Here is a 22,370-nt window from a genome sequence, read left to right as displayed (position 1 = left end):
CCCCTACTTCGACGCTGCGGTGAAGGGCACGACCTTGACGGCCATGCCCGGCCTGATCTTCTGCAACCCTTCGAGGATCAGCCGGTCCCCGGCCCTTAGGCCGTCCAGGACCAGCCACCGGGTTCCCACCGCCCGGTCCACCTTGAGGGTGCGCTGCTCGACCTTGCCAGCGGGGTCCACCACCATGGCGATGGCGTTGCCCTTGGGATCCCGCGTGACGCCCTGCTGGGGCGCGAGGATGGCCTGCTCGGCCACGCCCTCCTCCACGACGGCCCTCACGTACATGCCCGGCAGCAGGACCTGCCCGGGGTTCGGGAAGACCATGCGCAGCACCTGGGACCCGGTGGTGGGATCGACCGTCACGTCCGAGAACTTCAGGACGCCCGGCTTCGGATAGGGCGTCCCGTCCTCCAGGAGGAGCTTGACCTTGGCCTGTTCGGCCGAGCCGCCCTGGATGCGCCGGGACTCCAGGTTCCGCCGCAGCTCCATCAGGATGGCGCTGGACTGGGGCGAGTCCACGAAGACCTGGTCCAGCTGCTGGATGGTGGTGAAGGCCGGGCCCTGATAGGCCGTGGCCAGGGCGCCCGGGGTCACGGCGGACCTGCCGGTGCGCCCGGAGATGGGGGCGGTGACGCGGGTGTAGCGCAGGTTGATGCGGGCGGCCTCCACCGCGGCCTTGCCGGCCAGAACCTCGGCCTCGGCCTGCTTGTGGGCCGCGGCGGCGTCCTCGTAGTCCTGCTGGCCCACGGCGTTGGAGGCGGCCAGGTCCTTGAACCGCTCGGCCCGCTTGCGGACGGCGGGAAGGTTGGCCTCGGCCCGGGCCAGGGCGGCCGAGGCCGTGTCCAGCGCGGCCTGGTAGGGGCCCGGGTCGATCTGGTAGAGGAGGTCGCCTTCCTTGACCAGCCCGCCCTCCGTGAAGACCCGCTTCTGGACGATGCCGTTCACCTGGGGATGCACTTCGGCCATGAGAAGGGCCGATACCCGTCCCGGCAGCTCCGAGGTCAGCACGGCCCGCTCCGGCGCCAGGGTCACCACCGCCACTTCCGGGATGGAGGCGGGCCGCGCCTCCTTGGCGCATCCCGTCGTCAGGAGGACCGCCACGGCGGCGCAGGAGAGAAGAACCGCTTCGTCTCGGATGGATCTAGGCATGGAGGGGCTCCTTGGGCAGGCCGGGAGGGGGGTCGTGGGGGATGGGGCCAGGGGCGCCGAGGCCCTTGCAGGCGAAGTCCGTGAGCCGGTCCGCCATCTCCTCCAGGGAGAGGGCGTGGTCGGCGTTGGGCCAGACGAGCTTGTTCAGTTCACTGTGGACGGAATGGGCCATGCACATGCCCTGGAGGGTGATTCCCCAGAAGGCGAGCTCCGGTTCCGTCAGGCCGGGGCGGAGCTCGCACAGGCAGGCGCGGATCTCCGCCACCGCCGGGGCGATGCGGGCCAGGATCAGGTCCTTGACCTCGTCCTTCGGGCCGTGCAGTTCGGCCATGAAAAGCCGGGCCGCCTGGTGCTGGAGCGGATCCTTGGACCGCAGGTGCTCTTCCACCTGGCGCAGGAGCCGCCGGAAGTGGTGATTGAGCCGCTCCCGGGGGTCCGCCAGGGGCGTCTCCGGGGGGTCCACCGGCTCGCACCCCTGGAAGCGGGCCAGCATGTGCTTGAAGACATCCCGGTAGAGTCCTTCCTTGCTCTTGAAGTAGTAGGAGATGAGGGAGGAATTCTTACCCGCCAGGGAAGCTATCAGGCGGATGGAGGTCGCGTCGTAGCCGTATTTCGCGAAGCAGGCCAGGGCCGCGTCCAGGAGCGAATCGCGGGTATCGGGGTTGGGTGTCGGGGTTGGGGCGTCCATGGAGAACCACCAGATTGGTCGAACGACCGATTCACAGACTAGTTCGATCGTTTAAGCAATGCAAGGCCCTTTCCGGATCCTCTTTCTTGGTGCATGGGTTGGTGACGGAACAACCATTCGGCTTTCCCCCGGCGGGGGATCTCAAATTGTTCGTTCGTACGATATACGTGTCCGCCCCCCCGCCTCAGAAGGCGGCCGTCAGGCTCAGGCCGAGGCCCATGTCGGCGGTGTTTTCGTTGTGGGTGATGTTGTTGAGGTACCGGAAGGTGAGGGCGGCGTTTCCCCGCAGGAGCCAGCGGCACCCCACATCGTGCTGCAGGCTGGGGCGGTGCAGGTTCTGGGAGGGCTGCTCCGGCAGGAAGCCGCTCTGGGCGTAGAGCTGCACGAAGGGGCGGAGCCGTTTCCAGCGCCGGTATTCCCAGGTTGCGTGCCCGCCCCAGCCCCCGGCCATCCTCCCGAAGGGCAGGGTCGTGAAGGCGAGGGTGCCCCTGGGCCGCCGGATGACGCCCACGCCACCGTAGAGGACATGATGCGGCGCCGCCCGCCAGCGGGCCGTCAGGCCGAGGCCATGGTCCCACCCGGAGCGGTAGACGCCATACAGGGTCGTGAGCGGGGGCTTCACGGCCGCATAGAGGGACAGGTCCAGGCCGGGCCGCGCCAGGAACCGGTGCATGAGCCCGAAGGTGGGATCCTGGACCCTGGCGCGCATCGGCCGGTCGCTATAGAACTGCAGCCGGCCGTAGGCCATGACGGCCACGGTCAGCTGGTCCTTCCGGACGCGGTCCCGGCCGAACTGCTTGAATCCCAGGCTGTGGAAACCCTCGATCGCCGAGTCCAGGCCCCCCCCGCCCTGGCTGATGAAGGGGAGCTCGGCCCAGACCTCCGTGCGTTCCGAAAGTCCCGCCCGGACCTTGAGGGAGGTGCGCAGCACTTCCTCGTCGAAGTAGAACAGGACGGGCAGTCCCGCATGGGCGGCGGCCGTGGCCTCGGCGAATTCCCGGGTGACGGCGATCCGGCCCGAAGCCGTCCCCGGCGGGGCCCCCTTGAAGACGTCCGAGAATTCGAAGGTGTTGGCCCGCATGTGGTCCAGATCCGCCCGCCACCGCCCGCGGCCCAGGGGGGAGGGATCCACCGGCTGGTAGACCATCGTGGTCAGGAACAGGGGGAACATCTCGCGGGTGGGGGAGGGCCCCGGCTCCAACTCCTGGGCCCCCAGGGCGATCCCCGCCGCCAGGCCCAGGGCCAGGGCCCCCGGCCTGCCGGCCATGGTCAGGCCCCCTTGCGGAGCCTTCCCCAGGGCGCCGCGGAGGGCTCGGGCCCCGCGGCGGCCGTGAAGTGGTAGCTGGCCAGGCCTCCGGCCAGCAGGGGGTCCCTGGCCAGGAAGGCGACGAGGGCGGCGCCCGCGGCAGCCGGCGCAAGCGCGATGGGGGCCGGACCGTTCCCGGCCGTGGGGAGCAGGTGGAAGAGGCCGCGTCTCTCGCCCTCCCTGAGCAGGTCCTGGTGGCCCCGCATGCGGAGGGGGCTGATGTCCTTGGGAGGCACGTGGAAGGTGAGGCTGACGAGGCGTTGGGTCATGGGGCTGGCTCCAGGGGGCCGGCGGACGGCTTGGGTCGGGATCCCGGTCGGTGAACGCCAGGAGGAGGATTGATCGGTCGTTTGTCCAATATTCAAGGAAATGATCCAACCATTTCGGGGTCGAGGCAAGGTGCAAATTTGTCATATTTAGGTAAACAATGTCTCACGCCCGGCCTCCTCCCGGGGGATTTCCTCGGGGGGAGGTCGGGCTCAATTTGATTTTGGTCGGACGTTCGAACTTATGGGTGCGGCGAGGAATCCGGCTGTCTGCCGCCCGTCAGGCCGTTCAGGGCCAGGTCCAACAGCCGCTCGCAGGCCTCGAACTGGCTGGCGGGGGTGACCTCCTCGCCCCAGACCACCCGGTTCAGGCCCGCCATGGAGCCGTGCCCCGTCATCATCCCCATGATGGAGGCCCCGATGAAGAGGACCTCGCCCTCGGTCAGGTCGGGCCTGAGGGTCTGGACGCATACCTTCATGGTCGTGGTGACCGGGCCGATGTACTGGAGGAACAGGGGCCGCAGGCTCTCCCGCGGGGTGCGGACCTCCTGGAGCCAGAGGCGGGACCCCAGCTCATGGACGGGGTCCTGGTTCCTGGGATCCTTGCAGATATCGGCGAAGAGGTCGTGGATCAGCTCCCGGAGGATGCGCACGGCGTCCTGCTTGTCCCGGGGTGTGATGCCCCCTTCGGGAATGGGCGGCTTCCCCTTCCTCATCAGCTTCGTCTCGAAGAGGAACTTGAAGACTTCGAGGTACATCCCTTCCTTGTTCCGGAAATAGTGGGCCAGCAGAGAGAGCGGCCGGTGGGCATGGTCGGCGATCATCCGGGTGCTCGTTCCGTCGAACCCGCGCTCCGCGAAACAGGCCAGGGCCGATTGCAACAGGATCGTACGGGTGTCGAGCGCTGCGTTTTCCATCCAGATTCCCATCCAATGGACCCATCTTGCCCCATCGGGAGCGCAGGGTCCATCGGTAGCCGTCATTTCCGGGCGGGCTGCGCCCCCGGAGACGGGGCCACCCGGAAGCAGCGGAAGCCTCCGCCGCCCTTCCAGGCCGCCGACTCCGTGACGCCTCCGGGGTCGGCGCCTTCGACGACCTTCCGCAGGCGGGGGAGGATGTGCGTGTGGCAGTGCCCGCCCAGCTCCACCATGATCCAGCGGCGGCCCATCTTGTGGGCGACGGCGCCGGTGGTGCCGGAGCCCGCGAAGGGGTCCAGCACCCAGTCCCCGGGCCGGGTCGCCAGGTGGATGATGCGCTGCAGGAGCCGCTCGGGCTTGGGGGTGGCGAAGGGGTCCGCCGGGTTGGCGGTCTTGGCCTCGTCACGGGCTTCGTGGTTGTTCCCGGCCTCGGTGTGCAGCCATACGGTCGGGCAAGGGGTGCCCTCCTCGGAAAGGTCCGAAAGGAAGGTCTTGCGGGCGGGAACCGAGGCGCCGGCCTTGCCGAACCAGATGGCGTCGGCCTCCTCCAGCTTCCGGAGCGTCTCCGCGGTGAACCGGGGGTAGGTCCCCTTGGGGGGGGACCAGACGATGCCGTTCCGGAAGACGAACGAGAAGGCCTTGCCGTTCTCCGTGCCGCTTTTCGCGTGGAGCGGGGTGGCCTTCCAGGGGCCCTTGGGGTGGTTGTCCGGGTTCCGGTACCGCGCGTCCATCCCGCCGGTGCGCGGCAGGCGGTTCGGGCGCCACCGGGCCTTGTCCTTGGCGTAGATCAGGATGTGGTCATGGTTGTCCGACAGCCACTTCGCGTCGTTGGCGATGGTGTACTTCTTCTGCCAGACGGCGTTGGCCACGAAGTTCTCCCGGCCGAAGATCCCGTCGCAGAGAACCTTGAGGTAATGGCATTCATGGTCGTCGATCGTGATCCACAGGGAGCCGTCCGGGGACAGCAGGCGCTTCAGGACCTCCAGGCGCTCCCGGATGCCCTCCAGCCAGAGGGCGTGCCCGAGGTCGTCGTCATACTGGGTGAAGGCGCTTCCCGTGTTGTAGGGCGGGTCGACGAAAGCGCACGTGATCAGGCCGGCGTGGGTGGCTTCGAGGGCCTTCAGCGCGGGGAGGTTGTCTCCGTGGATCAGCATGTTGTCCGCCGGAACCGGACGGCGGCCCCGGGCCCGGATGCCCAGCCCCGGCTCCTCCAGCAGGGCCCCCGGGCCCGTGCCGATGCCGTGGGGTTCCGGACGATCCATGCGACGCCTCCTCCCCGAGCTTATCGCGCCCCCGGCCGAAAATATAACGGAGGGGTTGCCGCCTTGGGGCATAGGATCGTGGAATCCACTCCGCCCCCCAGGACCCGGCCATGCCCCCGTTCCGTGCCCAACCCTCCGTGATGCCTGAACCGCCCGATGCACAAACGCAAAGCCCGGGGGCGCGGCGCCTCGGGTCCACCGGGATGACCCTGGCGCCCTTGGTCCTGGGCGGCAACGTGTTCGGCTGGACCCTCGACGAGAAGAGGAGCTTCGAGGTGCTCGACGGCTTCCTCGATGCGGGATTCAACGCCATCGATACGGCTGACATCTATTCCGTCTGGGCGGAGAGCAACCGGGGCGGGGAGTCGGAGACCATCATCGGCCGCTGGCTGCGGGCCAATCCCGGCAAGCGCGACCGCGTGCTCCTGTTCTCCAAGGTGGGCGGCGATTTCCGCGACGGGCGCAAGGGCCTTTCGGCGCGCTGGATCGCGCGCGCGGTGGAGGACTCGCTGACGCGGCTGCAGACCGACCGGATCGACCTGTACCAGTCGCACTGGCCCGACCCGGGCACGCCGCACGAGGAGACCCTCGGCGCCTATGCCGCCCTCCTGGAGGCCGGAAAGATCCGGGCCATCGGGTGCTCGAACATGGACCCCGCCCGGGTGGAAGCGTCCCTGAAGGTGGCGCGCAGGCTGGGCCTGCCCGGCTACCAGACCCTCCAGCCCGAGTACAACCTCTGTTCCCGCACGGGGTACGAGGGGGGGCTGCGGCAGCTGGCGGTCCGGGAAGGGCTCGGCGTGCTGGCCCACAGCGGCCTGGCGCGGGGCTTCCTGACCGGCAAGTACCGCTCCCGGGCGGATCTGGCCAAGAGTCCGCGCGGCGCGGACATGGTCCGGTTCCTGGACGGGCGGGGCGGACGCATCCTGGCGGCGCTGGACCAGGTGGCGGACCGCCATGGGGCTCGTCCCGCGGAAGTGGCGCTGGCGTGGCTCCTGACCCGGGAAGGGGTGACGGCCCCCATCGCCAGCGCCACCAGCCTCGCGCAGCTGGCCAGCCTGGCCAGGGCCGCGCGGCTGGCGCTGTCCGGCGAGGACCTCCGGAGGCTGGGGCAGGCCAGCGACACCTGGTGGGACGCGGTGGGCCTGGGGCCCTGCCGCGGCTGGCTGGCCAGGGCGTACCGCCGGGTCCTTCAACCCTGACCCCCCGGCGCATCTTTAAGCTATACTTCGCTCGCCAAGCCGAAAACCGGGAGGTGGACGTGATCAAGGGATTCGCCGGGCGCGTGCTGGAAATCGACCTGGAAGCCCGCACCTTCGCCTTCAGGCCGCTGGACGAGGACATCGCCCGCCTGTACCTGGGCGGCAAGGGCTACGGGACGCGGCTGCTCTACGACCTGACCCGCCCGGGGATCGATCCCCTGGGGCCGGAGAACCCCCTGATTTTTGCCACCGGGCCCCTCAACGGGTCCCTGGCGCCCCAGTCCAACCGGTTCGCGGTGGTCTGCAAGAGCCCCCTCACCGGGGGGATCGGGAGCTCGGCCTGCGGGGGCTCGTTCGCCTTCGGGCTGAAGAAGGCCGGCATCGACGTGGTGGTGGTGCAAGGGCGGTCCGGCGTCCCGGTGCGCGTCGAGATCGACGGCGACACGGACGCGGTGCGGTTCCTGGACGCCTCGGACCTGTGGGGGCTGGGCACCGGGGCGACCCAGAAGGCCCTGGGCAGGGGCATGCACCACGCGGTCATCGGACCCGCGGGGGAGAACAGGGTCCTCTACGCCGGCATCGTCTCGGACGCCCGCATCGCGGGGCGCTGCGGCGTGGGGGCGGTCATGGGCTCCAAGGGCCTCAAGGCCCTCTCGGCGCAGGGCACCCGCAAGTTGGAGATGGCGGACGAGGCGGGCTTCAAGACCTACACGCAGTGGGTCCGGCAGGTGTTCAAGGGGCACCCGGTCCTCGGCGAAAAGCTGCGGCGCTTCGGGACCATGGGCATCGTCAACACCACCAACGGCCGCAACATGATCCCCACCCGCAACTTCCAGGCGGGGCACCACCCCGGGGCCATGAACCTCTCGGGCGAATACCTCGAGGACCACGGCCTGGTGGGCGTCCGCTCCAGCTGCCTCCACTGCCCGGTGGCCTGCGGCCGGGAGGTGGAGGTCCCGGGGGCCGGGCGGGTCAAAGGCCCCGAGTACGAGACCGCCGGGATGATGGGCACCAACCTGGGCATCACCGACCTGGCCGAGGTGAACCGCTGGAACTGGATGGCCGACGAGCTGGGCCTGGACACCATCAGCCTCGGGGTGACCCTCGGGTTCGCCATGGAGCTCCAGCAGCGCGGCCTGCTTTCCACGGGGCTGACGTTCGGCAGTCCCGAAGGGGTGGCGGAGATGATCGAGGCCATCGCCCACAGGCGCGGGATGGGCGACGAGCTGGCGGAGGGGACCCGGCGCCTGAGCCTGAAGTACGGCGGCAAGGAATTCGCCATGCACGTCAAGGGCCTGGAGCTTTCGGCCTACGACCCCCGGGGCTCCTTCGCCCAGGGCGTGGAATACGCCACCACCAACCGCGGCGGCTGCCACGTGCAGGGCGCCAGCATGTACTTCGAGAGCACCGGCCCCCTGACCATCAATCCCCAGAACCTCAAGCTCAAGGCCGAGCTCCCGGTGGTGCAGCAGAACCTGGCCTGCGCCGTGAACTCCATGGTGCTGTGCATCTTCACGACGTACGGCCTGATCCCCCGGCAGGTGCACGCCCTCAAGCCCGGCGGCTGGGTCCACCGGCTGGCCCGGGTGCTCTTCGAGAACAGCGGGCCCGCCTACCGCTGGATCATGAGCGGCAAGCTCCTGCAGGTGACCTGGATGGACAAGTGGCTGTCCCGGGTCACCGGCATGCGCATCACCTCGGGGCACCTCCAGGAGATCGGCGCGCGGATCTTCAACCTGGAGCGCATGTACAACCTGCGGGAAGGCCTGACCGGCGCCGACGACACGCTGCCGGACCGGATCCTCCACGAGCCGCTGTACAAGCACATGACCTCGGGGCACCCGCTGGACCGGCTCCTGCCCCAGTACTACCGCCTGCGCGGCTGGGACGAGCACGGGGTGCCCCTCCCGGAGACCCTCAGGCGGCTCAAGGTGCGCCTATGACCATCACCGTCGAATTGACCTACGACATGGCCAAGGTCCTGGGGACCCGGTCGATCCCCATGGAGGCCCCGCGCACCGTGGCGGAGGTCCTCAGGGAGGCGCGGGGCCGGTTCGGGGACCAGGGGGAGGCCTTCGACCGCATGGCCGGCGTGGCCGCCATCGCGGTCAACGGCGTCCTGGTGGCCCACCGGCGGGAGGGCGTCCGGCTCGCGGACGGCGACCTGATCACCTTCGTCAAGACCGCCTCCGGGGGCTGAAGGTCCCGGGGGCGGGTGTCGGGAGCGGAATCGATCGGTGTGGGGTTCAGAATGATCGGTCCCCCGGGTCGCCTGATTTTAAACCCCAATGATCCGAGGCATATGGATAGTGGCCCGAAAGGTGCTTCGTCCCTTCCGCCGCGCCTCCGGCGCGGTTCGGTTCCATTCTGAAGGGGCACGTCATGTTGTGGACCATCGCAGTCGTACTGATCGTTCTCTGGGCCCTGGGCCTCGTCAGCGCCTACACCATGGGCGGGTTCATCCATATCCTGCTGGTGCTCGCCGTCGTGGTCCTCGTCATCCAGCTGGCCCAGGGCCGGAAGATCCTCTAGGCCGGCCATGTCCGGTCCTTCCAAACCCGGCGGCAGGGCAGGGGAGGCCGCAAGACGTCTGCTGGCCTGGTTCGGGAACCGGTCCCCGGCCCTGCGCCTTGCGCTGCTGGCCCTGGTCCTCCTGGTCCCGGCCGGGGCAGCCTATGGCATCCATGTCCTCCGCCACCGGACCGCCCTCGCGGTCCAGGTGGACGCCATGGCTACCGGAGGGGGAGCAGGGGAGGGGCCGTGGTCGCTGAACGACGCGCTGCCGGTGGTGCTCGGCACGGGTTCGGCGCTGGGCTTCCTGGAGACCCATCCGGTGGAGCGCATCAATGTGATCTACCGGCCCCTGATGTGGGACCTGTCCGAGCGCATCCTCCTCATCGAATCCGGCGGCCGGCAGTACGCGTACTACCCCAGCGACATGGAAACCCGGATCCTCACCGACAAGGCGGTCACGGCCGCCTGGGGCGGCAAGCTCGTCTTCATCCCGCGCAGCGAGCTCCGGTCCGCCAGCCTGCGGTTGGTCGAGCGCCTGGACACGCGTTTCGCCGGCGCCCGCCCGCAGTCGGAGAAGAACGCCTGGCGGACGGTGGCCAGCGGCCTATTGTCGGCCGTGCTCATCGTCAGCGTGCTGGCGATCCTGTTCCACCAGTTCCGGGGGCAGTTCAAGACCCTGGCGTTCATCGAGCCGTCGAAGGTGCAGGGTTCCCTCGGCGATCTGGTGGGCATGGACGACATCAAGGCCGAGGTGGCCCAGATCAAGGACCAGTACCAGAGGCGGGCCATCTACGCCGAATACGGCATCGCCCGCCCCTTCAACGTCATGTTCAGCGGCCCCGCCGGGACGGGCAAGACCAAGCTGGCCAGCTACCTGGCCAAGGAGCTGCGGCTGCCGATCCTCTTCCACTCGGCGGCCAACCTCGAGACGGGGCTCGTCGCCGGGGGCTCCGACACGTTGACCCGCATCCTGGCCCTGGCCAAGCGGCGCCGGCGCTGCATCGTCTTCCTGGACGAGGCCCAGGACCTCTTCATGAAGCGCGGCGGACGCCGGAAGTTCGACGACGACACCGCCAACACCTTCCTTTCCGTGCTGGACGGGGTGCGCAGCCGGAACGGGTGCGAGATCATCTGGATCGTGGCGAGCAACTTCAACAGCGAGACCATGGCGATGGACGAGGCCATGCTGCGCCGCTTCCAGATGAAGGTGGACTTCCGCATGCCCAATCCGGAGGAGCGGCAGGCCATCTTCGGCCACTACCTCGCCCAGCGCTCCGGCAAGGTGCTGCCCGGCCTCGACCTCCGCCACCTGGTGGCCGTGACCGAAGGCCGCAGCCCGGCGGACCTGGAGACCATCGTCAACCAGGCGGGCATCCTCGCGGTGCAGGCGGGCGAGATGATCGACGCGGGGACGCTGATGTGGGCCGCCGAACGCGTGCTGGTGGGGAACGTCAACATCCACACCACCCAGGAACGCCAGCGCGATCGACGCATCATCGCCACCCACGAGTGGGGGCACTTCCTGGTGGACCTCGCGCACGAGCGCAGGCGCACCGGCGACGACTGGGACCTCATGCTGGCCGAGGTGCGGACCATCAAGATCTCGCTCAAGGCCAACCCGCGCACCAACGCCCTGGGGTTCGTCTTCCACAAGGAGGGCGCCAACCTGCTCAAGACCAAGGGCGACATCGAGCAGGAGGTGCGGGTGCTCCTGGGCGGCATGGCGAACGAGGAGCTGTTCTTCGGCGAGGAGGGGACGACCAACGGCGCCCACAACGACATCACCCGCGCGACGAAGCTGCTGCATCACGCCATCGGCGAAATGGGCATGTACCGCAAGACCCGCCTCAACTTCGGCGCCCTCCGTCCGGACGCGTCCGGAGGCGAGGTGGACGAGGAGACCCGCGCCATCATGGAAGCCCAGAGCGAGCGCCTGTACGGCGAGACCAGGGCCATCCTCGCCGGGCTCCAGCCCCTGACGGCGCATCTGGTGGAGAAGCTGCTGGAGGCCAACGAGATGAACCTGGCCGAGGCGCTGCTGGTGATCCGCGCCTTCGAGGCCGGATGCCCGGGCCGATCAGGATGATTCCGTGGTCATCAATTTGGAGTACCCCCGGCCCGGGCACGGGATGCGATGGCATGTTAATGCTGCAAAACCATGAGGTATGTCTTGGGCACGCCAAATGCATGGTTCAGGACGTGGACAAGGAGCCCTCATGATCAAGCAGTTGGCAACATTCGTTATCCCCTTGGCCCTCCTCCTGGGCACGGGGACGCCCAGCCCCGCCCAGACAACCCTGGGCGTGCACGTGGGCCCCATCGGCATGGGCTATGCCCATGACGCTCCCCCCAGGCCTCGCATGGAACGGCGGGGACGCCGCCCGGGCAGGCACCATCACTGGGTCGGCGGCTACTGGGAACGCCAGAACGACGCGTGGGCCTGGTCCCGCGGACGCTGGGAAGAGCCCCGGGAACGGGGCGCCCACTGGGTCCGGCCCCGGTACCACCATGAGCACGACGGCTACCGGTACGAAGCCGGCCGCTGGGAGCGGTAGCAGGACCGCGCCGGCGCCGGCCGGCGGGGGTGGAACAACAGGACACCGATTCAAGGAGCGTTCGATGAAGAGCGGAATGAAGGACAAGGTCCAGGGCAGTCTCACCGAAGCCAAGGGCAAGCTCAAGGAAGTCGCCGGCAGGCTGACCGGACAGAAGGATGTGGAGATCGCCGGCGCCAACGAGAAGGTGGCCGGCAAGATCCAGAAGAAGGTGGGTCAGATCAAGACGGTGCTCGGGAAGTAGCTGCCGGCTTCCCTCCCCGGAAGGCCCCCGCGGTTGCGGGGGCCTTTTGGCGCGGGCCGGGGTAGAGTGGGTCCATGATTCCCTTCTCGATCCTGGACCTCGCACCGATCACCGAAGGGGGGGACGCGGGCCAGTCCTTCCGGAACACCCTCGCCCTGGCCCAGCACGCCGAGCGCTGGGGCTACCACCGCTACTGGCTGGCCGAGCACCACGGCATGCCCGGCATCGCCAGCGCCGCCACGGCCGTCCTCATCGGGCACGTGGCCGCGGGGACCCGCACGATCCGGGTCGGCGCCGGCGGCATCATGCTGCCCAACCATTCGCCCCTGGTCATCGCCGAGCAGTTCGGAACCCTGGAAGCCCTCTTTCCCGGCCGCATCGACCTGGGCCTGGGGCGGGCGCCCGGGTCCGACCCCGCCACGGCGCGGGCCCTGCGGCGGGATCTCGCCTCGGACCCCGACGCCTTTCCCCGGGATGTGCTCGAGCTGATGTACTACTTCTCCAGCGAGCCCAGGCTGGGCGTGCGGGCGGTGCCCGGCACCGGGCTGGAGGTGCCGCTGTGGATCCTGGGGTCCAGCACCTTCGGCGCGCAGCTGGCCGCGGCCCTGGGGCTGCCCTTCGCCTTCGCCTCCCACTTCGCGCCGGCCTCCCTGATGCAGGCCCTCGACCTGTACCGCGCCCGGTTCAAGCCTTCCGTGCGTCTGGAGCGGCCGTACGTCATGCTCGGCTTCAATGTCTTCGCGGCGGACACCGACGCGGAGGCCCGGTTCCTGGCGACGTCCACCCAGCAGGCCTTCGTGAACCTGCGCAGCGGCCGGCCCACACGCCTGCCGCCCCCCGTGGACGGATACCGGGAGCGGCTCGGTCCCCAGGAACAGGCGCTGCTGGGCCAGATCCTGGCCTGCTGTGCCACGGGCGGCCCGGAAACGGTCGCGAGGGGGCTTGAGGAATTCATCGAACGCACCGGGGCGGATGAACTTATGATCACCTCCCAGATCTTCGACCCGGCCGCGCGGCTGCGGTCCTACGAGCTCACGGCGGGCCTCCGGGGCTGAGGGGGTCCCTGGGACCGTTTTCAGGTTATTCTGGGCCAGCGATTCCCCCCAGCCTGATCCCAGTCCGCCCGATTCGGGGCGGTGACGTCTACCCCTAGCCCCGAGGACCATCAGCATGAAATCCGCCTTGCTTCTGCCGATCCTGCTGGTCCTGTCCGGCTGCAAGCCCAAGGGGGACGAGCTCAAGATCGGCGTCTCGGCGCCCCTCACCGGGGACATCTCGGCCCTGGGGCAATCCACCCGGAACGCCATCACGCTGGTGCAGGAGGAGGCCTCCGCGGGCCTCACCCTGGGCGGCCGGCAGATGAAGGTGCGTTTCATCGTGGAGGACGACGAGAACAAGCCCGAGTCCACGGCCACGGTCTTCCAGAAGCTCATCAGCCAGGACAAGGTGGTGGCCATCATCGGCTCCCAGTCCAGCAAGTGCTCCAACGCGGGCGCCCCCATCGCCGAGGCCGCGCGGATCCCCCAGGTGACGCCCTGGTCCACCAATCCCAACGTCACCAAGGGGCGGAAGTTCATCTTCCGGGCCTGCTTCATCGACCCGTTCCAGGGCCGCGTGGTGGCCCAGTTCGCCACCGGCCGGCTCAAGGCCAGGACCGCCGCGGTGGTCTTCGACGTGGCCAGCGACTACAACAAGGGCATCGCCGAGGTGTTCCGGGACGAGTTCACCCGGCTGGGCGGGAGGATCGTGGGCTTCGAGACCTACAACACCAAGGACACCGACTTCTCGGCCCAGCTCACCAAGGTCAAGGGCGCCAACCCCGAGGTGCTCTTCCTCCCCAACTACTTCAACGAGGTGCCCCTCCAGGTGCAGCAGGCCCGCAAGCTGGGGCTCACCGCCACGATCCTGGGAGGCGACGGCTGGGACAACCCCGAGCTGGTCAAGCTGGGCGGCGCGGTCATGGACGGCGCCTACTTCTCCAACCACTACTCGCCCGACGCCGACAGCCCCGTGGCCAGGACGTTCATCGCGAAGTACACCGCCCGGTTCAAGGCGGTGCCCGACGCCGCCGCCGCCCTCACCTACGACTCGGCGCGGCTCCTCCTCCAGGCCGTGGCCACCGCGGGCAAGGCCGACCCCCGGGCCATCCGGGACGCCCTGGCCGCCACCTCGGGGTTCCAGGGGGTCACGGGCGCGATCTCGTTCGCGGGCACCGGCGACCCGGTGAAGGGCGCCGTGGTCATCCGGATCGAGAAGGGCAAGTTCGTCTTCGACAGCGCGGTCAATCCCTGAATGGGCGTCCTCGTCCAGCAGCTCCTCAACGTCGCGCAGCTGGGGGCGGTGTACGCCCTCATCGCCCTGGGCTACAGCATGGTCTACGGCATCATCCGCCTGATCAACTTCGCCCACGGGGACATCTTCATGCTGGGGGGCTTCATCGGGCTGCTCATCGGCGTGCGCCTGCCCTGGCTGCCGGTGTACGTCATGATGCCGCTTGCCATGATCCTCACGGCCCTGGCCGGCGTGCTGGTGGAGCGCGTGGCCTACCGGAGGCTTCGCAACGCCAACCGCATGTCCGTGGTCATCACGACCCTGGGCGTGGGGATCTTCCTGGAGAACCTGGTGCGCCTGACCGTGGGTCCCGAGACCCGGCAGATCCGCTCCGGCATGCCCACGGCCTCCGTGGCCTGGCTCCAGGGGCGCCTGGGGGTCTACGTCACCTGGGACAAGGTGCTGATCATCCTGGTGTCCTTCTCCCTCATGGCGATCCTTTGGCTGGTGGTGAACCGCACCCTGGTGGGCACGGCCATGCGCGCCGTGGCCGACAACAAGGACGTGGTGCCGCTCATGGGCGTGAACCTCAACCTGATCATCGCGGGCACCTTCGCCATCGGCTCGGCCCTGGCGGCGGCGGGCGGGATCTTCTACGGGCAGGCCTACGCCCTCGACCCCTACATGGGCATCGACCTGGGCTGGAAGGCCTTCATCGCCGCGGTCATCGGCGGCATCGGCTCCATCGAGGGGGCGGTGCTGGGCTCCTTCCTCCTGGCGGGGGTGGAGGTGGCGACGGTGGCGTACCTCTCCTCCAACCTGAAGAACGGCATCGCCTTCGGCCTGCTGATCCTGCTGCTGCTGGTGTGGCCCTGGGGCATCATGGGCAAGCCCGGCATGAGGAAGGTGTAGCATGGGCCGGATCAAGTTCCCGATCGTGTGCGCCGCGGCCCTCGCCGTCTCGCTCGGGCTGCAGCTGGCGGTGGACGGGGGGGTCTTCCCGGACGTGCTCAACCCCTACTACCTGCACCTCCTGACGATCATCGGCATGAACATCATCCTGGTGGCCAGCCTGAACCTGCTCAACGGCTACCTGGGCGAGTTCGCCCTGGGGCACGCCGGGTTCATGGCGGTGGGGGCCTACACCGCGGCGCTGCTGGCCACGCGGGTGCTGCCCGCGGCCGCGGACCTGCCGCCGGTGGTCGGGCCCTTCTGCATCCTGGTGGCGACCCTGGGCGGGGCCATGGCCGCCGCGGCCCTGGTGGGGTGGCTGGTGGGGCTGCTGACCTTCAAGACCGTGGGCGACTACCTGGCGATCATCACCCTGGGCTTCAACATGATCATCGTCAACGCCATCCAGAACCTGGACTTCGTGGGCGGGCCCCGGGGCTTCACGGGCATCCCGAAGAACACGAGCTTTTTCGCGGTGGCGGTGTGCGCGGTGGTCACCCTGGCGGTCCTGCGCAACCTCATCCAGTCCAGCTTCGGGCGGGTGTGGGTGTCCATCCGCGAGAACGCCATCGCCGCCGAGCTCATGGGGGTGGCCGTGAACCGCGCCAAGAACCAGGTGTTCACCCTGGCCGCGGCCTTCGCGGGACTGGCCGGGGGCCTCTGGGCCCAGAACCAGCAGTTCATCACCCCCCGCAGCTTCGACTACATCAAGACCACCGAGATCCTCGTGATGCTCTACCTGGGCGGCATGGCCAGCCTCTCGGGGTCCATCCTGGGGGTGGTGGCCTACACGGTCCTCATGGAGGTCCTGCGCAACCTGCTGAGCGCCTTCGCGCCCCAGCTCACGGAATGGCGGATGCTCATCAGCCCCCTGATCCTGATCCTCATCATGCTCACCCGGCAGTACGGGCTCATGGGCAACAGGGAATGGGCCTGGCTCAGGAAGGCCCCATGACCGTCCTGCGCCTGGAGAACCTCACCAAGGCCTTCGGCGGCCTCACCGCGGTGGCCGGCTTCTGCCTGGACCTGGGCGCGCGCGACATCCAGGGCGTCATCGGCCCCAACGGCGCCGGCAAGACCACCACCTTCAACCTGCTCACCGGCGTCTATCCCGCCGACAGCGGCACCATGGCGCTGGGGGACCTGGACCTCACGAGGCTCTCCCCCGACGCCATCGCCCGCGCCGGCATCGCCCGCACCTTCCAGAACATCCGGCTCTTCGCGCAGATGACCGTGCTGGACAACATCGCCCAGGCCCTCCACGCCAGGGCCGGGTACCGCCTCCGGGACGCCGTCTTCCGCACGGGCGCGTTCCGGCGCGGCGAAGCGGCGCTCCTGGCCGAGGCCCTGGAGCACCTGGAGCGCTTCGGCCTGGCCGGGGTGCGGGATGAACTCGCCGGCAGCCTCCCCTACGGCGAGCAGCGGCGCCTGGAGATCGCCCGGGCCCTGGCCACGGGCCCCAAGGTCCTCCTCCTGGACGAGCCCGCCGCCGGCATGAACCCGCGCGAAGTCGAGCAGCTCATCGGCCTCATCCGGAAGGTGCACGACGACTTCCCCCTGGCCATCCTCCTCATCGAGCACCAGCTGCCCGTGGTGATGGAGCTGTGCGGCTTCGTGCAGGTGCTGGACTTCGGCCAGACCATCGCCGCCGGCGCCCCCCGGGACGTGGTGCGGGACCCGCTGGTGATCGAGGCCTACCTCGGCGTGGAGGAAGCATGACCTGCATCCGCGTCGAGAACCTGTCCGTGGCCTACGGGGCCATCCAGGCCCTGCACGGCGTCACGCTCGAGATCCGGGAGGGCGAGATCGTCTCGCTCCTGGGTGCCAACGGCGCCGGCAAGTCCACCACCCTGCGGGCCATCTCCGGCATGATCCCCATCCGCGGGGGCGATGTCCGCTACCGGGACCAGAGCCTCAGGCAGGTCCCCGCCCACCGCCGGGTGGCCCTGGGCATCGCCCACGTGCCCGAGGGCCGCGGCATCTTCCCCAGCCTGACCGTGAAGGAGAACCTCGCCCTGGGCGCCTGGACCCGGAAGGACGGCGCGCGCCTGAAGGCCTCCTTCGACCGGGTCTTCGGACTCTTCCCGCGCCTGGCCGAAAGGCTCGCCCAGCTGGGCGGGACGCTGTCCGGAGGCGAGCAGCAGATGCTGGCCGTGGCCCGGGCGCTCATGACGGACTGCCGGGTGATGCTCCTGGACGAGCCGAGCATGGGGCTCTCCCCGCTGCTGGTGAAGGAGGTGTTCCGGGCCCTGCAGGACATCAACGCGCGTGGCACGACGATGCTGCTGGTGGAGCAGAACGCCCGCATGGCGCTGAAGATCGCCCACCGGGGCTATGTCCTTGAGAACGGCCGCATGGTCCTGGAGGGCCCGGCGGCGGACCTGGAGGGGGACCCCAGGGTGAAGGAGGCCTACCTCGGGGGGTAGAGGCTCTGTCCGTTGGAGCGCGCCACTCCGGACAGGAAGCGCGCGCTGGCCTTGGGGGTGCGTTCCAGGGTGTCGTAGTCCACGTGCACGATGCCGAAGCGCTTCTCGAAGCCCAGGGCCCACTCGAAGTTGTCCAGCAGGGACCACGCGGAATAGCCCCGCACGTCCGCGCCCCGGTCGATGGCGTCCCGCACGGCGAGGATGTGGGTGCGGAAGTAGTCGACGCGCAGCGGATCCTGGACGCCCCCCGGGGGGGCCTTGTCGGGGTCGCGGAAGGCGGCGCCGTTCTCGTTGACGTAGAGGGGCATTTCGCCGTACCGCTCCCTCAGCCACAGCAGGGTCTCCGTGAGGCCTTCGGGGTAGACCTCCCAGTCCATCTCCGTGCGCAGGTGTGTGGGGTGGGGCACGCCGCTCCACCTTCCGAAGGGCGCCGCCGGGTCGTGGCGGGTGATGCCGCGGCTGTAGTAGTTGACGCCCAGGTAGTCCAGGGGCTGGCGGATCAGCTTGAAGTCGTCTTCGGGGAACTCGGGCCAGGCCGCTCCGAAGAGCTCCGGGAGTTCCTCCGGGTAGCGGCCGAGGAGGACGGGGTCCAGGTACTGCCGGTTCATGTAGGCGTCGGCCCGAGCCGCCGCGGCGAGGTCCTCGGGGCGATCGGAGGCGGGATGCTTGGGCTCGATGTTCACCACCAGCCCCACGGAACGCGCCCCCGCGGCGCGGCAGGCCTGGACGCCCAGGCCGTGGGCGCGGAGCAGGTTGTGGGAGACCCGGGGCAGCTCGCGGAAGTCGCGGTGGCAGGGCGGGTGGGAGCCCGTCAGGTGGCCTTCGTGCATCATCACCCAGGGCTCGTTGAGGGTGGCCCACATCGGCACCCGGTCCGCCAGGGCGGAGGCCACGACGTGAGCGTAGTCCCCGAATCGTCCGGGCAGGTCGGGGTCGAGCCAGCCGCCCCGGTCCTCCAGTTCGGCCGGGAGGTCCCAGTGGTGGAGGGTGATCTGGGGCTGGATCCCGGCCTCCAGCAGGGCGTCCGCGAGCCCGCGGTAGAAGTCCAGGCCCGCGGCGTTGACGCGGCCCCCGGGCATCACGCGGCTCCAGGAAACGCTGAAGCGGTAGGACCCGAAGCCCAGCTCCCGGATCAAGGCGACGTCCTCCCGCCAGCGGCGGTAGTGGTCGCAGGCGCGGTCGCCCCGGGGCGCCAGGTGGGCGCCGGCGCCCCCGGGAGCGCAGAACCGCTGCCAGTTGCTGGGGCCGGCCCCGTCGGCCAGGGGGGAGCCCTCGATCTGGTAGGCCGAGGTGCTCACGCCCCAGAGGAATCCTTTCGGGAAGCCCATGGTCACGCCCCCACGCGGATGACGACCGTGTGGTCACCGGCGGCGAGGGGCACGCGGATCTCCGGGCTCCAGGGCAGGGCCAGCCCGTCCAGGCGCGCCTCCGGGATGGACGCGGCGCGCTCCAGGAGGATGTCGTACGTGCCGCCGGTGCGGGGATCGCGGTAGCGGATGCGCGCCCGGTCCCAGGCCGAGGGCAGGGCGGGCCGCAGGCGGATCGTGTCGCCGCCCTCCAGGCCGAAGCCCAGCACGTCCTCCACGGCCACGCGGTACATCCACCCGGCCGACCCCGTGTACCAGGTCCAGCCGCCGCGCCCGGTGTGGGGGGCCACGCCGTAGACGTCGGCGGCCACCACGTAGGGTTCGGTCTGGTAGGTGGCGGGCCTCCGGCCGTGGGACACGGGGCTCAGCATGGCCAGGAGCGAGGCGGCGCGGTCCAGCCTGCCGGAGGCGGCCACGGCCTTCACGGCCCACAGCGCGCCGTGGGTGTACTGCCCGCCGTTCTCGCGCACGCCGGGGATGTAGCCCATGATGTAGCCGGGATCGTTGGGGAACGTGTCGAAGGCGGGGGTGAGCAGGCGGATCATGCCGGCCTCCTCGTCCACCAGATGGGCCTCCATGGCCGCCAGGGCCTGCTCGGAACGGGCCTTCGGCACGGCTCCGGAGAGGGTGGCCCAGGCCTGGGCCAGGCAGTCGATGCGGCACTCCGGGTTCTGGGCCGAGCCCAGGGGGGTGCCGTCGTCGAAGTAGGCGCGGCGGTACCAGTCGCCGTCCCAGCCCGAGGCCTCCAGGGCCGCCGAAAGGGAGGCCATGCGCTCCCGGAACCGCCGGGCGCGGTCCGGGTCGCCGCGCCGCTCACAGACGGGGGCGAAGGCCTCCAGGATCGAATAGAGGAAGAAGGCCATCCACACGCTCTCGCCGCGGCCTTCCCTGCCGACGCGGTTCATGCCGTCGTTCCAGTCGCCGGTGCCCATCAGGGGCAGGTCGTGCGCGCCGGTGCGGCCCAGGGCCAGGTCGAGGGCGCGGCAGCAGTGCCCGTAGAGGTCGCCGCGCGTGCCGGAGTCCTCCGGCGCCAGGTAGGCCTCGTCCTCCCCGGGCTGCAGGGCCCGGGCCGTGAGGTAGGGGGCGGTCTCGGCCAGGATGCCCCAGTCGCCGGTGGTGCGCAGGTAGTGGGCGGTGACCAGGGGCAGCCACAGGAGGTCGTCGGAAAAGCGCGTGCGGATGCCCTGCTCGACGGGGGGGTGCCACCAGTGCAGCACGTCGCCCTCCACGAACTGGTGGGCGGCGTGCAAGAGGATCTGGTTGCGCGTGAGGCCCGGCAGCAGGTACAGCAGGCCGGCGGAATCCTGAAGCTGGTCGCGGTAGCCGAAGGCGCCTCCGGACTGGTAGTAGGCGGTGCGGCCCCACATGCGGCAGGCCAGGTTCTGGTAGGGGAGCCAGCCGTTGACCATGAGGTCCAGGGCGGGTTCGGGCGTCTCGACCTGGAGCGTGCCCAGCGTCCGTTCCCAGTAGTCGCGCACCCCGGCCAGGGAGGGGCGGGTGGCCGAAAGGCGCCGGGCCTCGGCCAGGTCCGCGGCCTCGCCGGAGACGATGACGCAGGTGCGGGTCTCGAAGGGCTCCAGCTCAACCTCCAGCTGGAAGGCGAAGCAGGGATCCGCCACGCGGCCCGTGGCCCCGTCCAGGGGCCGCGCGCCGGTGACGGCGGCGGGTTCCGACGGGCTGCCGGGGCGCCCCAGGAAGGAGCCCCGGTCGGTGGTCACGGCGCGCAGGATGCCGTCCCCGGCCACGGAGGCGAAGGCCACCCGGCCCCGGAAGGGGCCGGGGGCGGTGCTCCAGGCGAAGAGGCCGTCGCCCTCGCGCACCGTCTCCACGAGGCCCGCGGTGGCCTCCGGGGTCTCCCCCAGCACCAGGTGCGCGTGCCAGAACAGGGTCAGGCGGCGCCTGGCGGCGCCGGTGTTGGCCAGGCGCACGCTCAGGACCTTCATCGGGTCCTCGAGGGACGCGAAGACCGTGACGTCCTGGTCCAGGCCGTCCAAGGAGCTCTCCCAGCGCGTGGATCCGAAGCCGTGGCGCACGGTGAAGGCGATGCCCGGGCCGGAGGGCCCCGGGGTGGGGGACCAGAACTCCCGGCTGTCCTCGTCCCGCAGGTAGAGCGACTCGGAGAGGGGGTCGGCGATGGGGTCGTTGTGCCACGGGGTGAGGCGGTGCAGGCGGCTGTTGCCCGCCCAGGAGCAGCTGATGCCGCGCTCCGTGGTGATGAAGCCGAAGCCCTCGTTGGCGATGACGTTGGACCAGGGCATGGGGGGCAGCACGGGGTGGCCGTCCGCGCCGGGGCGCACGTGGATGACGTATTCGCGGCCGTCCGGGGAGAAGCCGCCGAGGCCGTTGTCCAGGCGCGTCTCCGGCTCGCGGAGGGCGGCGGGCCGGAAGGGCCTGGGGATGAAGAGGGCCGGCTCCGGAAGCCGGATCGGCCGGATCGCGCCCGTGGGTGGGAAGGGCGTTTCCGCCGCGCACAGCGCGATGGCCTCCTCCCGCTCCAGGGCGAAGCCCAGGCCCAGGGTGAGGGAGGCGCTGGCGCCGGGGGCGAGCTCGAGGACGCAGCGCAGGGCCAGGACCGGGTCCAGGACGGAACCCGCGGTGCCGGCGAGGGGGCCGCTTGCGAGGAGCGCCGCGGGCTCGGCGAGGGTGCGTCCGCGGCCCAGGAAGGAGGCGCGGTCGGTGGCGAAGGACAGGCCCCCGGGGCCGGAGGCCAGCCAGTGGCACATCCACCGGGGCTTCTCGTCGGCCCCCCGGGGCCGGCGGCGGGCCAAGAGGGCCCGGGACTCCGGGCACCACTCCGTCTGCACGAAGAGCTTGGAGAAGGCGGGGTGGGCCAGGTCGGCGCCGCGCTCGTTGAGCACCGCCTCCAGGCACGAGGTGACTTCGATGCGCCGGGGCAGGGAGGTGCGGTTGACGAGGGTGAGGCGGCGCGCCTCGGCGTCCCGGCCGGGGAGCACGGCCACTTCCAGGGTCGTCTCGATGCCGCCGTCCGCGCGGGTCAGGGTGGCCTGGCCGTCCTGGAACGAGGCGCCGGCTGAATCCGGGACCTTCCGCGCCGGACGGAGTCCGGCGGACCACAGTTCGTTCGAATCCAGGTCCTTGAGGTAGATGAAGAAGCCGTCCGGGTCCTCGACGCCGTCGCCCCTCCAGCGCGTGAGGGCCTGCCCCGCGCACTCGGAGTATCCGGTGCCCAGCTCCGTCAGGAGGACGCGGTACCGGCCATTGGAAAGAAGATGCCCACGGTTATCCATTACTTCG

Annotated in this window: 21 protein-coding genes; 13 read left to right on the top strand and 8 right to left on the bottom strand. The window is 70.0% G+C overall.

Annotated features, from left to right (window positions below; translation table 11 throughout):
- Nucleotides 1-3: 3 nt before the first annotated feature.
- The 6 genes from ACZ5MC_RS18925 to ACZ5MC_RS18900 all read right to left on the bottom strand — a co-directional run bounded on the left by ACZ5MC_RS18925 (nucleotide 4) and on the right by ACZ5MC_RS18900 (nucleotide 5,588).
- Nucleotides 4-1,149, bottom strand: coding sequence for an efflux RND transporter periplasmic adaptor subunit (locus ACZ5MC_RS18925; RefSeq protein ID WP_306602047.1), 1,146 nt, complete (start codon nucleotides 1,147-1,149; stop codon nucleotides 4-6).
- Nucleotides 1,142-1,837 carry a TetR/AcrR family transcriptional regulator gene (locus ACZ5MC_RS18920; protein ID WP_306602046.1) on the bottom strand — a complete coding sequence of 232 codons (696 nt, stop codon included), beginning with the start codon at nucleotides 1,835-1,837 and terminating at the stop codon, nucleotides 1,142-1,144. The genes ACZ5MC_RS18925 and ACZ5MC_RS18920 overlap by 8 nt, the downstream gene beginning before the upstream one ends.
- A 184-nt stretch (nucleotides 1,838-2,021) precedes the next feature.
- On the bottom strand, nucleotides 2,022-3,104 hold the full coding sequence (locus ACZ5MC_RS18915; RefSeq protein ID WP_464516495.1) for a DUF3187 family protein: 1,083 nt from the start codon (nucleotides 3,102-3,104) through the stop codon (nucleotides 2,022-2,024).
- 2 nt (nucleotides 3,105-3,106) lie between these two features.
- Nucleotides 3,107-3,412 carry a hypothetical protein gene (locus tag ACZ5MC_RS18910; protein ID WP_306602044.1) on the bottom strand — a complete coding sequence of 102 codons (306 nt, stop codon included), beginning with the start codon at nucleotides 3,410-3,412 and terminating at the stop codon, nucleotides 3,107-3,109.
- Between the two features lie 239 nt (nucleotides 3,413-3,651).
- On the bottom strand, nucleotides 3,652-4,326 hold the full coding sequence (locus ACZ5MC_RS18905; protein WP_306602043.1) for a TetR/AcrR family transcriptional regulator: 675 nt from the start codon (nucleotides 4,324-4,326) through the stop codon (nucleotides 3,652-3,654).
- Between the two features lie 62 nt (nucleotides 4,327-4,388).
- Nucleotides 4,389-5,588, bottom strand: coding sequence for a site-specific DNA-methyltransferase (locus tag ACZ5MC_RS18900; RefSeq protein ID WP_306602042.1), 1,200 nt, complete (start codon nucleotides 5,586-5,588; stop codon nucleotides 4,389-4,391).
- A gap of 203 nt (nucleotides 5,589-5,791) precedes the next feature.
- On the opposite strand from ACZ5MC_RS18900, the gene ACZ5MC_RS18895 reads away from it, so the two are divergent.
- The 13 genes from ACZ5MC_RS18895 to ACZ5MC_RS18835 all read left to right on the top strand — a co-directional run bounded on the left by ACZ5MC_RS18895 (nucleotide 5,792) and on the right by ACZ5MC_RS18835 (nucleotide 17,748).
- Nucleotides 5,792-6,787 (top strand): aldo/keto reductase, encoded by a 996-nt coding sequence (locus ACZ5MC_RS18895; protein ID WP_464516494.1) that lies wholly within the window; start codon nucleotides 5,792-5,794, stop codon nucleotides 6,785-6,787.
- A gap of 59 nt (nucleotides 6,788-6,846) precedes the next feature.
- Entirely contained in the window at nucleotides 6,847-8,730 is a 1,884-nt protein-coding gene (locus ACZ5MC_RS18890) for an aldehyde ferredoxin oxidoreductase family protein (RefSeq protein ID WP_464516493.1), read from the top strand.
- Complete coding sequence (locus tag ACZ5MC_RS18885) at nucleotides 8,727-8,987, top strand: MoaD/ThiS family protein (protein WP_306602039.1); 261 nt, start codon at nucleotides 8,727-8,729, stop codon at nucleotides 8,985-8,987. The genes ACZ5MC_RS18890 and ACZ5MC_RS18885 overlap by 4 nt, the downstream gene beginning before the upstream one ends.
- A 182-nt stretch (nucleotides 8,988-9,169) precedes the next feature.
- Nucleotides 9,170-9,319 carry a lmo0937 family membrane protein gene (locus tag ACZ5MC_RS18880; RefSeq protein ID WP_306602037.1) on the top strand — a complete coding sequence of 50 codons (150 nt, stop codon included), beginning with the start codon at nucleotides 9,170-9,172 and terminating at the stop codon, nucleotides 9,317-9,319.
- A gap of 7 nt (nucleotides 9,320-9,326) precedes the next feature.
- Nucleotides 9,327-11,387: an AAA family ATPase gene (locus ACZ5MC_RS18875; RefSeq protein ID WP_464516492.1), complete on the top strand. Its 2,061-nt coding sequence runs from the start codon at nucleotides 9,327-9,329 to the stop codon at nucleotides 11,385-11,387.
- 130 nt (nucleotides 11,388-11,517) lie between these two features.
- Complete coding sequence (locus tag ACZ5MC_RS18870; protein WP_306602035.1) at nucleotides 11,518-11,856, top strand: hypothetical protein; 339 nt, start codon at nucleotides 11,518-11,520, stop codon at nucleotides 11,854-11,856.
- Between the two features lie 64 nt (nucleotides 11,857-11,920).
- On the top strand, nucleotides 11,921-12,100 hold the full coding sequence (locus tag ACZ5MC_RS18865) for a CsbD family protein (RefSeq protein ID WP_306602034.1): 180 nt from the start codon (nucleotides 11,921-11,923) through the stop codon (nucleotides 12,098-12,100).
- Nucleotides 12,101-12,174: 74 nt separating this feature from the next.
- Nucleotides 12,175-13,155: an LLM class flavin-dependent oxidoreductase gene (locus tag ACZ5MC_RS18860; RefSeq protein WP_464516491.1), complete on the top strand. Its 981-nt coding sequence runs from the start codon at nucleotides 12,175-12,177 to the stop codon at nucleotides 13,153-13,155.
- Between the two features lie 115 nt (nucleotides 13,156-13,270).
- Nucleotides 13,271-14,392 (top strand): ABC transporter substrate-binding protein, encoded by a 1,122-nt coding sequence (locus tag ACZ5MC_RS18855; protein WP_464516490.1) that lies wholly within the window; start codon nucleotides 13,271-13,273, stop codon nucleotides 14,390-14,392.
- Entirely contained in the window at nucleotides 14,393-15,283 is an 891-nt protein-coding gene (locus ACZ5MC_RS18850) for a branched-chain amino acid ABC transporter permease (protein ID WP_464516489.1), read from the top strand.
- Nucleotide 15,284: 1 nt separating this feature from the next.
- Entirely contained in the window at nucleotides 15,285-16,277 is a 993-nt protein-coding gene (locus ACZ5MC_RS18845) for a branched-chain amino acid ABC transporter permease (RefSeq protein WP_306602030.1), read from the top strand.
- Nucleotides 16,274-17,041, top strand: coding sequence for an ABC transporter ATP-binding protein (locus tag ACZ5MC_RS18840; RefSeq protein ID WP_306602029.1), 768 nt, complete (start codon nucleotides 16,274-16,276; stop codon nucleotides 17,039-17,041). The genes ACZ5MC_RS18845 and ACZ5MC_RS18840 overlap by 4 nt, the downstream gene beginning before the upstream one ends.
- Entirely contained in the window at nucleotides 17,038-17,748 is a 711-nt protein-coding gene (locus ACZ5MC_RS18835; protein ID WP_464516488.1) for an ABC transporter ATP-binding protein, read from the top strand. Before ACZ5MC_RS18840 ends, ACZ5MC_RS18835 begins: the two co-directional genes overlap by 4 nt.
- On the opposite strand, the gene ACZ5MC_RS18830 is transcribed toward ACZ5MC_RS18835, so the two are convergent.
- Entirely contained in the window at nucleotides 17,733-19,076 is a 1,344-nt protein-coding gene (locus ACZ5MC_RS18830; RefSeq protein ID WP_464516487.1) for a GH1 family beta-glucosidase, read from the bottom strand. The two genes, ACZ5MC_RS18835 and ACZ5MC_RS18830, sit on opposite strands and share 16 nt — an antisense overlap.
- Before the next feature lie 2 nt (nucleotides 19,077-19,078).
- Nucleotides 19,079-22,363 carry a GH36-type glycosyl hydrolase domain-containing protein gene (locus ACZ5MC_RS18825; RefSeq protein ID WP_464516486.1) on the bottom strand — a complete coding sequence of 1,095 codons (3,285 nt, stop codon included), beginning with the start codon at nucleotides 22,361-22,363 and terminating at the stop codon, nucleotides 19,079-19,081.
- Between the last annotated feature and the right edge of the window lie 7 nt (nucleotides 22,364-22,370).

The organism is Mesoterricola sp. JemC181 (assembly GCF_055384585.1).
This window is presented reverse-complemented; position numbering and strand designations above follow the sequence as displayed.

Excerpts from the sequence above, each read along its gene's own strand:
- ACZ5MC_RS18925 (WP_306602047.1), bottom strand. The coding sequence starts at position 1,149 with ATGCCTAGATCCATCCGAGACGAAGCGGTTCTTCTCTCCTGCGCCGCC.
- ACZ5MC_RS18920 (WP_306602046.1), bottom strand. The coding sequence starts at position 1,837 with ATGGACGCCCCAACCCCGACACCCAACCCCGATACCCGCGATTCGCTC.
- ACZ5MC_RS18915 (WP_464516495.1), bottom strand. The coding sequence starts at position 3,104 with ATGGCCGGCAGGCCGGGGGCCCTGGCCCTGGGCCTGGCGGCGGGGATC.
- ACZ5MC_RS18910 (WP_306602044.1), bottom strand. The coding sequence starts at position 3,412 with ATGACCCAACGCCTCGTCAGCCTCACCTTCCACGTGCCTCCCAAGGAC.
- ACZ5MC_RS18905 (WP_306602043.1), bottom strand. The coding sequence starts at position 4,326 with ATGGAAAACGCAGCGCTCGACACCCGTACGATCCTGTTGCAATCGGCC.
- ACZ5MC_RS18900 (WP_306602042.1), bottom strand. The coding sequence starts at position 5,588 with ATGGATCGTCCGGAACCCCACGGCATCGGCACGGGCCCGGGGGCCCTG.
- ACZ5MC_RS18895 (WP_464516494.1), top strand. The coding sequence starts at position 5,792 with ATGACCCTGGCGCCCTTGGTCCTGGGCGGCAACGTGTTCGGCTGGACC.
- ACZ5MC_RS18885 (WP_306602039.1), top strand. The coding sequence starts at position 8,727 with ATGACCATCACCGTCGAATTGACCTACGACATGGCCAAGGTCCTGGGG.
- ACZ5MC_RS18880 (WP_306602037.1), top strand. The coding sequence starts at position 9,170 with ATGTTGTGGACCATCGCAGTCGTACTGATCGTTCTCTGGGCCCTGGGC.
- ACZ5MC_RS18875 (WP_464516492.1), top strand. The coding sequence starts at position 9,327 with ATGTCCGGTCCTTCCAAACCCGGCGGCAGGGCAGGGGAGGCCGCAAGA.
- ACZ5MC_RS18870 (WP_306602035.1), top strand. The coding sequence starts at position 11,518 with ATGATCAAGCAGTTGGCAACATTCGTTATCCCCTTGGCCCTCCTCCTG.
- ACZ5MC_RS18865 (WP_306602034.1), top strand. The coding sequence starts at position 11,921 with ATGAAGAGCGGAATGAAGGACAAGGTCCAGGGCAGTCTCACCGAAGCC.
- ACZ5MC_RS18860 (WP_464516491.1), top strand. The coding sequence starts at position 12,175 with ATGATTCCCTTCTCGATCCTGGACCTCGCACCGATCACCGAAGGGGGG.
- ACZ5MC_RS18855 (WP_464516490.1), top strand. The coding sequence starts at position 13,271 with ATGAAATCCGCCTTGCTTCTGCCGATCCTGCTGGTCCTGTCCGGCTGC.
- ACZ5MC_RS18850 (WP_464516489.1), top strand. The coding sequence starts at position 14,393 with ATGGGCGTCCTCGTCCAGCAGCTCCTCAACGTCGCGCAGCTGGGGGCG.
- ACZ5MC_RS18845 (WP_306602030.1), top strand. The coding sequence starts at position 15,285 with ATGGGCCGGATCAAGTTCCCGATCGTGTGCGCCGCGGCCCTCGCCGTC.
- ACZ5MC_RS18840 (WP_306602029.1), top strand. The coding sequence starts at position 16,274 with ATGACCGTCCTGCGCCTGGAGAACCTCACCAAGGCCTTCGGCGGCCTC.
- ACZ5MC_RS18835 (WP_464516488.1), top strand. The coding sequence starts at position 17,038 with ATGACCTGCATCCGCGTCGAGAACCTGTCCGTGGCCTACGGGGCCATC.
- ACZ5MC_RS18830 (WP_464516487.1), bottom strand. The coding sequence starts at position 19,076 with ATGGGCTTCCCGAAAGGATTCCTCTGGGGCGTGAGCACCTCGGCCTAC.
- ACZ5MC_RS18825 (WP_464516486.1), bottom strand. The coding sequence starts at position 22,363 with ATGGATAACCGTGGGCATCTTCTTTCCAATGGCCGGTACCGCGTCCTC.